Consider the following 9,963-nt stretch of genomic DNA (forward strand, 5'->3'; position numbering starts at 1 on the left):
GCGCGAAATTGTGGTGGTTATATCGCGTCCGAGGGTTCACACCCCCCCCCCCCCCCGCGCGCCCGGCCGGGCCCCCCCCCCCCCCCCCCCCCCCCCCCCACACGCGTCCGTGCTCAGACCGGCTCGTCCAGGTCGATGAGCAGCCGGCCGTCGTCGCCGCGCACCAGGGTGAACCGGTGCTGCTCGGGCAACCTGTCGCCGTCGCGCTCGACGAACGTCACCGGCGCCCTGGCCACCAGGGAGCCGTCCTCGGCCCGCACCTCGCCCAGGCGCACGTCGCTGAACCGGTTCCAGAACGCGATGTAGCGCGCGCGGCTGCCGATCGCCGCGCGCAGCCGCGGGCCGGTGCGCTCCCACGCCGCCTGCGGGTCGTCCGGCAGCAGCCCGTAGTAGCCGGTGATCGCGTCGCGCACCGCGGCGGCGCCGTCCGGCGGCGGCTCGCGGGTCGGCGGGGGAGCCGGCTCGCTGGTCTGGGCGGGCGGGGAACTGGTCGCCGGCGGGGGAGTCGTGGACGGGGTGGGCTCCTCCGTCGGCTCCTCGATGGGGGGCTCCGTGGGCTCCTCGGTGGGGGACTCGGTGGGCTCCTCGGTGGGGGACTCCGTCGGCTCCGCCGAGGGCTCCGGCGCCCCGGAGGTCGTCCCCGGCGCCGGACCGCTGGTCTGTGCCGTCGGCGCGGCCGAGCCGTCGTCCCGGCCGGCCAGCGCGAAGCCACCGCCGACCAGCCCACCGACGAGCAGCAGCGCGAGCAGGGGGACCAGGAGGCGGCGGCCCGTCCGGCGCCGGGGAACCGGAGCGGGCACCGACCGGGCACCGGTCGGCGGCCCGGCGGTCGTGGTGCCCGGCGTCGACGACGCGGCGGGCGAGATCGGCGGCGCCGGCGACCCCACGGGGGCGGGCAGCGGCCGGCCGTCGTCGTCCACGGCCCGCAGGTCGGCGATCGTCGGCGGCAGCGGCGTGCGGGCGGCGAGCACCTCGGTGACGTCGCCGTCCTTGCCGGCCACCAGCCGGGCCAGCTGGTCGCGGGCCTGGGTCATCGAGGGGCGCTTGCGCGGATCGGAGTTCAGCATCCGCATCAGCGGGCGACCCAGCGCGCCGGCGTGCCGGGGCCGGGAGAAGTCCCCGCCGGCCACCCGGTGGAGCATCTCCAGCGGGTTCTCGGTCATCCCGAACGGCGGGATGCCCTCCAGGCAGGCGTAGAGCGTGGCGCCCAGGGAGAAGACGTCGCTGGCCTCGTTCGGCTCCTGGCCGCGCGCCACCTCGGGCGCCAGGTAGGCCGGGGTGCCCTTGACCACCCCGGTCTGGGTGAGCGACACGTCGCCGGTGGCCCGGGAGATGCCGAAGTCGGTGATCTTGACCAGGCCCTCGCTGCGCTCACCCTCGCCGATCAGCACGTTGCCCGGCTTGACGTCCCGGTGCACCACCCCGGCCGCGTGCACCGCCGCCAGCGCGTCGGCCACCTGGGCGCCGATCTGGGCGACCTGGGTCACCGGGAGGGTGCCGCTGGCGTGCAGCACCTGGGCCAGGCTGCGGGAGGGCAGGTACTCCATCACCAGCCACGGCGTGCCGCCGTCGTCGACCATGTCGTAGACGGCGACGGCGTGCGGGTGGGTGAGCCGGGCGGCGATCCGCCCCTCGCGCATCGCCGCCTCGCGGTGCCCCGCGGTGGCCTCCGGGTCGCTGCCGGCCGGGATGAGCACCTGCTTGACCGCGACGTCGCGGCCCAGCAGCTCGTCGCGGGCCAGCCACACCGCGCCCATCGAGCCGCCGCCGAGCCGGGCGCGCAGCAGGTAGCGGCCGGCCACCCGGGAACCGGGAGCGGTCACCGGCGCCGGCCCGCGCGCGACCGCAGCTGTCCGTGCACGTGGGTCAGGCGGACGCCGGGGCCCCGTACCGGCGGGCGTACTCGGCCTGGGCCCCCTCGGGCAGGGCGTCGTACAGCTCGCCCAGCTGGGCCAGCGACGCCTCGGGCAGCTCGTCGAACAGCTGCGACCAGCTCGGCGGCTCCTCGTGGTGGCTGCGGGTCAGCAGCAGCTCCCACGCCCGGGTCTGCCGGTCGCGCTGGGTGCGCTCGGCGACCATCCCGGAGAGGTACCGGTCCTTCGCGGCGTCCTTCTCCGCGCGCGTCGCATCGGCCGGGAGGTTGCTCGGGTCGGTCTCCTGCAGGGCGGTGACGATCGCGGCCACCACCTCGGGGCGCACCTGCTCGGTCTCGCTCATCGGGCTCCTCCCGGGTCGCTGCGGCTGCCGGCGGTCGCCCTCCGGTCCGGCTCACTCAACCACCCTCCCGGTGCGTCGGCCGGGCGGGACGGAGGGCGGCGGCTGACGCACGTACGGCTGCCCGGTAGACTGCCCGGCACTGGAGGATTCGCCTAGTGGCCTATGGCGCTCGCTTGGAAAGCGGGTTGGGTGCAAGCCCTCGGGAGTTCGAATCTCCCATCCTCCGCAGGTAGAGCGCCGTCACGGCGCCGAGCATCAGGGCTCCCCCGGCCAGCGCGGTCGGGGTGAGCCGCTCGCCGAGCAGTGCGGTGGCCAGCGCGGTCGCGGTCAGCGGCTCGAGCAGGGTCACGATCGAGGCGATCGCCGCCGGCACGGTCCGCACCCCGGTGAAGAACAGGCCGTAGGCCAGTGCGCTGGGCACCAGCCCCAGGTAGACGAGGGTGCCCAGCGCCAGCGGGTCCCCGGTCAGGTCCAGCCCGGCGACCAGCGCAACCGGGGTGAGCAGCAGCGCGCCGAGGGTGAACCCGGCCGTCGTCGTCGGGACGCCGTCGGGCACCCCGGCCGAGGCCAGCACCACCCCGGCGTAGGCCACCGCGCAGCCGACCGCGGCCAGCGCACCGAGCAGCACCGTGTCCCCGGCGTCCGCCCCGGCCGACACCCCGACCAGCAGCACCAGCCCGACCAGCGCCACCGCCAGCGCGGTCATCGTCGCCCGGTCCGGTCGGCCGTCCCCGAGCACCGCACCGCCCACGGCGACCAGCAACGGGGCGAGCCCGAGCGCGACCAGGGTGGCGATGCTGACCCCGGCGGTGGCGACCGCGGCGAAGTAGGCGCTCTGGTAGACCGCCAGCCCCGCGCCGACCAGCAGCAGCCGGGTGCGCACCGGCGTGGTCAGCGGCAGCCGGGCGGCGGGCCGGCGCCGGCGGGTGAGCGCGTGCACGGCCAGCAGGGCGGCCGCGCCGATCGCCATCCGGTGCCAGGCGATGTCCAGCGGGTCGAGGTCGGTGCGCCGGGCGACCAGGTCGCCGCTCACCCCGGAGGTGCCCCAGCACAGCGCCGCGAGGACGACGAGGGTGAACCCGCGGGCCGACGGGGTCGACGCGGCCGGGGTCACAGCGCGGGAGCCTAGCCGTGGGCCGGAGGGGCGGCGGCGGGTTCCCGGCGTCCTCTACAGTGGGACCCGACCCCTCGTACGGCGTCACCCTGTGAACCTCCCCAGGGCCGGAAGGCAGCAAGGATAAGCGGGCTCTGACGGGTGTGCGGGGGGTCCCTTCGTCTCCGCTCCCAGCTCTCTCCCAGGTGCGTGCGGTCCACTGCGCGCACGCCGAGGAGAAGGAGCCGGTCATGGCACGTCGCACCTGGTGGATCGTCGTCGGCGCGGTGCTGGCGGTGGTCGTCGGTCTCGTCGCCGGTCCGTTGATCGTCGCCGCACTGCGCGACGACGCCCCGCCCGCGCCCACCGTGCAGGCGCAGCCGCAGGACGTCGAGCTCGCCGGGGACACCGACGGCACCTGGATCATCGCGCCCGGCTCGACCGCCGGTTACCGGGTCGACGAGGTGCTCAACGGCGCCGACGTCACGGTGGCCGGCACCACCGAGGAGGTCACCGGGGCCGTCGTCGTGGCCGACGGTGACCTGACCCAGGCGGAGGTGACCGTCGACGTCGCCTCGATCACCACCGACAGCGACCGCCGGGACAGCTACTTCCGGGAGAACGTGATGGACGTCGCGGCGAACCCGACCGCGCTGTTCACCGTGACCGAGCCGGTCGACCTGCCAGAGCTCAGCGGCACGCCGGTGACGGTGCCGGTCATCGGGCAGCTCACCCTGGCCGGGGAGACGCAGCCGGTGACCGGCGAGCTCTCCGTCGTCCGCACCGCCGACGGCGTGGAGGTCTCCGGCGCGGTGCCGGTGGTCTTCGCCGACTTCGGCATCGAGCCGCCGAACCTGGGCTTCGTCCGGGTCGAGGACTCGGGCCAGGTCGAGCTGTTCCTGCGACTCACGCAGTAGTCAGCCGCCCCACGCCGCCCACGCCACCTCGGCGAGGGCGGCCAGCGACGCGGCTCCCCCCGGCCCGGAGGCCCGGTCGCCGAGGGTGGCACCGAGCACCCAGACGCCCGCGCCGCTGGTGTCCGGGACGTTGAGCCACCACCGGGTCTCCTCGTCCCCGTCGCAGACCTGCAGCGCTGCCCCGGCCGCGACCTGCGGGGTGTCCAGCACTCCGCAGGTGCCACCGGTGTCCGCGTGCACGCCGGCCTGCAGCTGCTCGGCCGTGGTGCCCACCAGGAAGCCGATGCTCACCGTGTGTCGGTCTGGCGGCGACGACGGCGTGGCGGGGTCGCCGGTGCCCCAGACGCAGCCGGCCGGGCCGCCGGGGAGCTGGCCATGCCAGTACTGCAGCGGCAGCCCGAGGGAGCTGCTCAGGGTCGCCGCGGCGTCCGGGCAGCCGGCCAGGTCGGGCGGTGCGGTGAGCGGCAGGGGCGCGAGCAGGGGCACGAACGCCGACCACTCCTCGTCGCCCAGTTCCGCCAGGGCGGCCTGGGCTGCGGCCGCCTCGGCGTCCCGCGCCTGCTCCGCCGCGGACCGGGCCTCCCGGGCCTCCCGCTCGGCGGTCCAGGACGATGAGTCCTCCGGTGCCGTCGTCTCCGTGCCCGGGCCGGCCACCTGGCCGCTGGGGTCGGGGGCGGAGCTGAGCGCGCCCATCGTCGTCGGCACGCCGATCACGATCGCCACCACCGCCGCGGCCAGCCCGGCCATCCCGGCCCGGGTGCGCCGCTGCCGCCGGTACCGGGCGCGGGCCGCACCGGCCTGGGCCACCGGGTCGCTGCCCGGGGCGAGGTCGTCGGCCAGGTGGCGGAGCTGTGCCGGCAGGGTGTGCTCGAGGTCGTTCACGACTGCCTCCGCGCAACGGTCGTCAGGTCGGGGTCGTCGGCGAGCAGTAGGCGCAGGGCGGCCAGCCCCCGGGTCACGTGGTTGCCGACCGTGCTGACCGAGCAGCCCATGAGGCGGGCGGTGTCGGCCTCGCTGAGGTCGTCGAAGTAGCGCAGCACCACCGCGGTCCGGACCCGCGGGGACAGCTGCAGCAGCGCCCGGCGGACGACGTCGCCCTCGGCGTGCGCGGCCTGGTGGTCACCACCGCCCCGGTCGGGCAGCGTCTCCATCACCTGCTCGGTGCTGCTCAGCCGACGCCGCCAGCTCAGGTGGGCGTTGACCATGATCCGGCGCACGTAGGCGACCGGCTCGTCGGCCCGCCGCACCTTCGGCCACGCGCCGTAGGCCTTCGCCAGCGTGGTCTGCACGAGGTCCTCGCCGAGTCCGCGGTCACCGGTCAGCAGGCAGGCGGTGCGCAGCAGCTGGCTGCCGCGTTCGACGACGAACTCGGTGAACTCGTCGTCCCGCTGGTCGGTCACTGGCTCTCCCCGGGTGTCGGCCTCACCTCGTATGACGCCGCAGGGGCGCGGCGGGCCCCCATGTCCCTCGGTATCGGTCCGGTAACGGCCCGACGGGATCAGCCCCCGGCCTCGTCCAGAGGCTCGCCGCGAGCTTGCGAGCGGGGAGGGGGACGAGGTCCTTTGAGTAACCTCGCGGCGTGGCTCTGGCGCTCTACCGCAAGTACCGCCCGGCGACCTTCGCCGAGGTGGTCGGGCAGGAGCACGTCACCACCCCGCTGGTGAACGCCGTCGACGGGGGGCGGATCAACCACGCCTACCTGTTCAGCGGCCCGCGAGGGTGCGGGAAGACCTCCTCGGCGCGGATCCTGGCCCGCTCGCTGAACTGCGAGCAGGGGCCCACCTCCACCCCGTGCGGCGTCTGCGCCTCGTGCATCTCCCTGGCCCCCGACGGCCCCGGCTCGATCGACGTCATCGAGATCGACGCGGCCAGCCACGGTGGTGTCGACGACGCCCGTGAGCTGCGCGAGCGGGCGTTCTTCGCCCCGGTGCACAGCCGCTACAAGGTCTACATCGTCGACGAGGCGCACATGGTCACCACGCAGGGCTTCAACGCCCTGCTCAAGGTGGTGGAGGAGCCGCCGGAGTTCCTCGTCTTCGTCTTCGCGACGACGGAGCCGGAGAAGGTGTTGCCGACCATCCGGTCGCGCACCCACCACTACCCGTTCCGGCTGGTGCCGCCGAGCACGCTGCGCGGGCTGCTGGAGAAGACCTGCGCCGCCGAGGGCGTCACGGTGGAGCCGACGGTCTTCCCGCTGGTGGTGCGGGCCGGCGGCGGGTCGGTGCGCGACTCGCTGTCGATCCTGGACCAGCTGCTGGCCGGCTCGGGTCCGGAGGGGGTCACCTACCGCGAGGCGGTGGGCCTGCTCGGGGTCACCGACGAGGCGCTGCTCGACGAGACCGTCGACGCGCTGGCCGCCTCCGACGCCCCCGGGGTGTTCCAGGCCGTCGACCGCGTGGTGGAGGCCGGGCACGACCCGCGCCGGTTCGCCACCGACCTGCTCGACCGGCTGCGCGACCTGATCGTGCTCGACGCCGTGCCCGAGGCCGGCGGCACCGGGCTGCTCGACTGCCCGCCCGACCGGCTCGACCTGATGACCCGCCAGGCGCAGGCGCTGGGTGCGGCCACGTTGTCCCGGCTGGCCGACACGGTGCACGAGGGCCTCACCGAGATGCGCGGGACGACGGCGCCGCGGCTGCTGCTGGAGCTGGTCTGCGCCCGGATGCTGCTGCCCGGCGTCGACGGCTCGGCCACCGCCACCCTGCAGCGCCTCGAGCGGCTGGAGCGGCGGATGTCGATCGCCGGCGAGCACGCCGGCCGGCCGGAGCCCGCCGCCGTCCCGGCGCCGGTGCGTGAGGCTGTCCGGCCGGCTCCTGCTCCGGTGGCTACGCCGGCCCCGGCTCCGGCTGCGGCCCCGGTCGCGGAGCCGGCGGCGCCCGCTGCCGCGCCGAGCGGGGGCCGGCCGGCCTACGTGCGCCCCTCCCAGGCCCGCGCCACGCCCGCCGCCCCGACGCCCGCCGCCCCGACGCCCGCGACCTCCCCGCAGGCTCCGACGCCCGCGACCTCCCCGCAGGCTCCGCCGGCCCCCGAGGGGGACGACGGCTGGCCGGTCACCGCCCGCCCGGGCGCGCCCGCGCCGGCTCCCTCGGCCGCTCAGCCGGCCGCTCCCGCCCCCCCGAGGCCCCGATCGGCCGGGGCGCCGGAGCCCGAGGTCCCGCTGCCGCCGGAGCCCACCGACGACGAGGACTGGCCGCAGCCCGTCCGGCCGGCGGCGGCGACGCCGACCCGCGACGCTCCTCCGGCCCCGCAGCCCGCTCGCGACGCGGGCCCGGCCCCGGAGCCATCTCCCGCACCCCGGGCCGCTGCGGAGTCGGCTCCCGCGCCGCGCGGTGGCGAGCCGACGCCGCTGGTGTCGGCCACGGCTGCCGAGCCCAGCGGTGGTGACGGCGCGTTGACCACCACCGACGTCCGGCGCATCTGGCCGGAGCTGCTCAAGGTGGTGCGCGGGCACAAGCGCACCACCGAGGCGCTGCTCAAGAGCGCCCAGGTGCACGACCTGACCAACGGGGTGCTCACCCTGACGGCCACGTCGCCGGCGCTGGCCAAGATGCTGGGCGACGACCTGAACAAGGACGTCGTCCGGCAGTCGCTGGAGGAGCTGCTCGGCGTCCGCTGGAAGATCCAGGCCGTCGTCGACGGTGGCCCCGGCTCGTCGGGGGCCCCGGCCGGCGGCCCGGGCGGGGCGCCGGTGTCACCGGAAGCGGCCCGCGCGGCGGCCCGGGCGGCCGAGAGCGCCGAGGCCGACGAGTTGATGGCCGAGCGCGACGCCACCCCCGGCTCGGACGACGCCGCGCCGGCCGTCGACGCCGAGCAGGCCGCCCTGCAGCTGCTGCGCACCCAGCTGGGCGCCCGCCCGATCGACAGCTGAGCTGCCCACGGCGCGCTACGACCACTGCGGACAGTCGTGCTCTGAGTCACCAGAGGACTCAGAGCACGACTGTCCGCAGGACGGTGGTCAGGCGGGCGCCGGCTGCTGCGCGGCCGCCGGGCCCAGGGCCCGGAAGCGGGCCAGCGCCACCACCGAGACCACCGGCCCGGCCGCCAGCAGCACGAGCGTCCAGCGCCAGGTGACCAGCTCGGCGAGGTAGGGCAGCGCGCTGATGGTCACCACGGTGAGCAGGAACCCGGTGGCGGTCTGCACGGTCAGCGCGGTGCCGACCCAGCGGCGGTCGGCGACCTCGCTGAGCAGCGTCGAGTACATCGCCGAGTCGGCGATCACCGCCGCCCCCCACACGCAGACGAAGACCGCCAGCGCCGCCGTCGGCCACGACCAGGCCCACGGCGACAGCAGGCAGCACACCCCGCTGGTCGCCACCGCGACCGCGGCCACCGGCGCGCGCCCCCGCCGTCCGGCCAGCCAGCCGGCGAGCACGCAGCCGGCCGCGCCGCACAGGCCGAAGGCGACCAGGGCGAGCAGCGCCACGGACGACGCCGACGTCCCCGGCGCCACCTCGGCGCGGGAGGCGGCGAGCCACGCCGTCGCCCACGCCCACAGCGCGTAGAGCTCCCACATGTGGCCCAGGTAGGCGAGGTTCACCAGCCGCGGGCGGGCCGCGCGGAACCCGTCGAGCGCCTGCGACGCCCGGGGCGGGGTGCCGACCGCCAGGTGCGGCCCTGCCCGCAGCAGCGCCACCGCCAGCAGACCGGCCACCGCGCCGCAGCCGGCCGCCACGGCCAGCACCGCGCGCCACCGCTCACCGATCAGCCCGACGAACAGCTGCGGGAGCAGCGACCCGAGGGTGAGCGCCCCCACCAGCACACCGAGCGCCAGGCCGCGACCGCGCGCGCCGAACCAGGAGGCCATCAGCTTCATGCCGATCGGGTAGACCAGCGCGAGGCCGGCGCCGGTGAGGAACCGCAGCGCCCCGCCGGCCAGCGGTCCCTGCGCCACCGTCGCCACCAGCAGCGTGCAGCCGGCCGAGCCCAGCGCCCCGGCGGCGAACAACCGCTCCGGGCGCACCCGGTCGGCGAGCCCGGTGACCGCCGAGGTCAGCGCCCCGGCGACGAACCCCAGCTGCACGGCGACGGTCAGCGCCACCCCGCCGCCGGTGCCCAGCTGCCAGTCGGCGCGCAGCAGCGGCAGCACCGCCGAGGCGGAGAACCACACCGCCAGGGCCAGCACCTGGGTGAGCGCGATCAGCGCCAGCTGCCGGCGGGGGCCGGTGCGCGCTTCGTGGGAGGGATCGGCCGGCACGCTGGTCAGCCTGCCCGGTGCCGGTCCGGCCGTCGCACCCGGCGCCGAGCACCTACTCTCGGGGGCATGGGACCCGGTGGACAGCCCGACATGCAGCAGATCCTCAAGCAGGCGCAGCAGATGCAGCAGCAGCTCGCCGCCGCGCAGGAGGAGCTCGCCCAGACCGAGGTCACCGGGTCCGCCGGTGGCGGCCTGGTGACCGCCACGATGACCGGTGGGGGCGAGATCACCGCGCTGACCATCGCACCGGCCGCGGTCGACCCGGACGACGTCGAGACCCTGCAGGACCTCGTCGTCGCCGCCGTGCGTGACGCGCAGCGCGCCGTCAGCGACCTGACCGCCTCCACCATGGGACCGCTGGCCGGCGGCCTCGGCGGTGGCGGCGGCCTGGGCCTGCCCGGCTTCTGACCCACCCCCGGGGGGGGGGGGGGGGGGGGGGGGGGGGGGGGGGGGGGGGGGGGGGGGGGGGGGGGGGGGGGGGGGGGGGGGGGGGGGGGGGGGGGGGGGGGGGGGGGGGGGGGGGGGGCGCGGGGCGCGGGGTG

Annotated in this window: 8 protein-coding genes, 1 tRNA gene, 1 other RNA gene and 1 pseudogene; 5 read left to right on the forward strand and 6 right to left on the reverse strand. The window is 76.7% G+C overall.

The genetic code is table 11. The features are described 5' to 3' along the window. Positions 1 to 113 precede the first annotated feature (113 nt). Positions 114 to 1,823, reverse strand: coding sequence for a protein kinase domain-containing protein (locus ACI79U_RS21070; RefSeq protein ID WP_457070533.1), 1,710 nt, complete (start codon positions 1,821 to 1,823; stop codon positions 114 to 116). 43 nt (positions 1,824 to 1,866) lie between these two features. Further along, positions 1,867 to 2,217, reverse strand: coding sequence for a hypothetical protein (locus ACI79U_RS21075; protein ID WP_457070531.1), 351 nt, complete (start codon positions 2,215 to 2,217; stop codon positions 1,867 to 1,869). A gap of 141 nt (positions 2,218 to 2,358) precedes the next feature. Here ACI79U_RS21075 and ACI79U_RS21080 point away from each other — a divergent pair. Continuing rightward, positions 2,359 to 2,443, forward strand: a tRNA-Ser gene (locus ACI79U_RS21080). Positions 2,444 to 2,509: 66 nt separating this feature from the next. On the opposite strand, the pseudogene ACI79U_RS21085 reads toward ACI79U_RS21080, so the two are convergent. Beyond that, positions 2,510 to 3,331, reverse strand: a pseudogene (locus ACI79U_RS21085) (DMT family transporter); the annotation flags it as partial. A gap of 65 nt (positions 3,332 to 3,396) precedes the next feature. Here ACI79U_RS21085 and ffs point away from each other — a divergent pair. Beyond that, positions 3,397 to 3,492: signal recognition particle sRNA small type (ffs, locus tag ACI79U_RS21090), an RNA gene on the forward strand. Positions 3,493 to 3,561: 69 nt separating this feature from the next. Further along, positions 3,562 to 4,227 (forward strand): YceI family protein, encoded by a 666-nt coding sequence (locus ACI79U_RS21095; protein WP_457070529.1) that lies wholly within the window; start codon positions 3,562 to 3,564, stop codon positions 4,225 to 4,227. On the opposite strand, the gene ACI79U_RS21100 is transcribed toward ACI79U_RS21095, so the two are convergent. Then, the gene (locus ACI79U_RS21100) at positions 4,228 to 5,109 is read right to left on the reverse strand and encodes a hypothetical protein (protein WP_457070527.1); all 882 of its coding nucleotides are present in this window, start codon (positions 5,107 to 5,109) and stop codon (positions 4,228 to 4,230) included. Then, the gene (locus ACI79U_RS21105) at positions 5,106 to 5,627 is read right to left on the reverse strand and encodes a SigE family RNA polymerase sigma factor (RefSeq protein WP_457070525.1); all 522 of its coding nucleotides are present in this window, start codon (positions 5,625 to 5,627) and stop codon (positions 5,106 to 5,108) included. The genes ACI79U_RS21100 and ACI79U_RS21105 overlap by 4 nt, the downstream gene beginning before the upstream one ends. 179 nt (positions 5,628 to 5,806) lie before the next feature. Here ACI79U_RS21105 and ACI79U_RS21110 point away from each other — a divergent pair, with 179 nt between their 5' ends. After that, complete coding sequence (locus ACI79U_RS21110) at positions 5,807 to 8,095, forward strand: DNA polymerase III subunit gamma and tau (RefSeq protein ID WP_457070523.1); 2,289 nt, start codon at positions 5,807 to 5,809, stop codon at positions 8,093 to 8,095. 87 nt (positions 8,096 to 8,182) lie between these two features. Here the strand turns inward: ACI79U_RS21110 and ACI79U_RS21115 are convergent, their stop codons facing one another. After that, positions 8,183 to 9,421, reverse strand: a complete 1,239-nt coding sequence (locus tag ACI79U_RS21115) for an MFS transporter (protein ID WP_457070521.1) — start codon at positions 9,419 to 9,421, stop codon at positions 8,183 to 8,185. Between the two features lie 66 nt (positions 9,422 to 9,487). Between ACI79U_RS21115 and ACI79U_RS21120 the strand changes: the two genes are divergently transcribed. Next, positions 9,488 to 9,829: a YbaB/EbfC family nucleoid-associated protein gene (locus ACI79U_RS21120; protein ID WP_457070519.1), complete on the forward strand. Its 342-nt coding sequence runs from the start codon at positions 9,488 to 9,490 to the stop codon at positions 9,827 to 9,829. Positions 9,830 to 9,963 lie beyond the last annotated feature (134 nt).

The sequence above is a fragment of the Modestobacter sp. SYSU DS0904 genome (assembly GCF_054051115.1).

Excerpts from the sequence above, each read along its gene's own strand:
- ACI79U_RS21075 (WP_457070531.1), bottom strand. The coding sequence starts at position 2,217 with ATGAGCGAGACCGAGCAGGTGCGCCCCGAGGTGGTGGCCGCGATCGTC.
- ACI79U_RS21095 (WP_457070529.1), top strand. The coding sequence starts at position 3,562 with ATGGCACGTCGCACCTGGTGGATCGTCGTCGGCGCGGTGCTGGCGGTG.
- ACI79U_RS21120 (WP_457070519.1), top strand. The coding sequence starts at position 9,488 with ATGGGACCCGGTGGACAGCCCGACATGCAGCAGATCCTCAAGCAGGCG.